Annotated in this window: 2 protein-coding genes; both read left to right on the top strand. The window is 67.0% G+C overall.

The window, feature by feature from the left end; all coding sequences use genetic code 11:
- Positions 1–55 precede the first annotated feature (55 nt).
- Entirely contained in the window at positions 56–316 is a 261-nt protein-coding gene (locus NHG85_RS17315) for a hypothetical protein (protein WP_253334776.1), read from the top strand.
- Between the two features lie 130 nt (positions 317–446).
- Positions 447–1340 (top strand): UTP--glucose-1-phosphate uridylyltransferase GalU, encoded by an 894-nt coding sequence (galU, locus tag NHG85_RS17310; RefSeq protein WP_253334774.1) that lies wholly within the window; start codon positions 447–449, stop codon positions 1338–1340.
- Positions 1341–1511: the final 171 nt, after the last annotated feature.

The following is a 1511-nucleotide window of genomic DNA, read 5'->3' as shown; positions in this document are numbered from 1 at the left end:
TTGAGGCCTTCGACCTCGATCACCTTGCCGCCCAGCGCTCACGGCGCGGGCGCAGATGGCCGAAGCGGCGCAGCTCGCCGCGCGCGGTCATGTGGTCACCCTGCTGGTGCTGTGGCCCGATGCGCGCCGGCACCGGCTGCGTTTCGATCCGCGCGGCGTCTGGGTGCAGTCGGGCGGGCTGTTCGGCCCCGCCTTGCCGGGGGACCCGGCCTTCCGCTACTGGCGATTCGCCGAACGCGCGGCTTTCGAGGAAGCCCGACAGCGTGCGCAGCGCGATCCGGCGGGATCGGGAATTGCCGAAACATTGCCATCATGATGTTGCAGCAATCTGCGATGAAACCGCGATGGTAATTCCGGGTTGTTTGAGGAACACTGTGCTTCGAACAAAGTATGTGAATAGATTTCGCCCCCGCCATGCCGGGGCACGAACCGAAGGATCCTGACATATGACGAAACGTGTGACCAAGGCCGTATTTCCCGTGGCTGGGCTTGGAACGCGTTTCCTTCCGGCGACCAAGTCGGTGCCCAAGGAAATCATGACGCTGGTCGACAAACCGCTGATTCAATACGCGATCGACGAGGCGCGGGCCGCCGGAATCGAGGAGTTCATCTTCGTGACCGCGCGCGGCAAATCGGCGCTCGAGGATTACTTCGATCACGCGCCCGAGCTCGAAAGCCGCCTGTCCGAGGACGGCAAGGACAAGCTTCTCGACGTGTTGAAGTCCACCTACATGCCCTCGGGCGCCATCGCCTATATCCGCCAGCATCAGGCGCTGGGCCTCGGCCATGCCGTGTGGTGCGCGCGCAACCTGATCGGTGACGAGCCCTTCGCGGTGATCCTGCCCGATGACGTGATCGCCGCCGAAAAGCCCTGCCTGCAGCAGATGGTCGAGGCGCATCGCGAGACCGGCGGCTGCATGGTGGCGGCGATGGAGGTCCCCAACGAGCGCACCTCCTCCTACGGCATCCTGGACGTGGAGCCGGGCCAGGGCGACGCGATGAAGGTGCGCGGCATGGTCGAGAAGCCCAAGCCCGCCGATGCGCCGTCGAACCTCGCGGTGATCGGCCGCTACATCCTTTCGCCCGAGGTGATGGGCCATCTCGATTCGGTCGAGAAGGGCGCAGGCGGCGAGATCCAGCTCACCGATGCGATCGCCAGGGAGATCGCCGGCCCGCGCGGCGTGCATGGCTTCCGCTTCTCGGGCGAGCGCTATGATTGCGGTTCCAAGGCGGGCTTCCTGCAGGCGACCGTGGCCTTCGGTCTCGCCCGCGAGGAGCTGCGCGACGAGTTCGGCCAGTATCTCCAGGAGATGGTGGCGGTCCGCAACGCCGCCCAGTAGGGGCTTGGCCCCGCCCGGCGCGCTGCTGCTCGATCTGACGCGGCTGGCCAGCCGCGCCGGGCGCACCCGCACGGGCGTCGACCGGGTCGAGCGGGCCTGGCTCGACGCCTGCCTGTCTGATTCGCGGCCGGTCTTCGGCCTGGCGCGTAGCCCGGTGGGCTTCGTGCTGCT

This window comes from Limimaricola litoreus (assembly GCF_024159025.1).
Taxonomy (GTDB): domain Bacteria; phylum Pseudomonadota; class Alphaproteobacteria; order Rhodobacterales; family Rhodobacteraceae; genus Limimaricola; species Limimaricola litoreus.
This window is presented reverse-complemented; position numbering and strand designations above follow the sequence as displayed.

Excerpts from the sequence above, each read along its gene's own strand:
- NHG85_RS17315 (WP_253334776.1), top strand. The coding sequence starts at position 56 with ATGGCCGAAGCGGCGCAGCTCGCCGCGCGCGGTCATGTGGTCACCCTG.
- galU (WP_253334774.1), top strand. The coding sequence starts at position 447 with ATGACGAAACGTGTGACCAAGGCCGTATTTCCCGTGGCTGGGCTTGGA.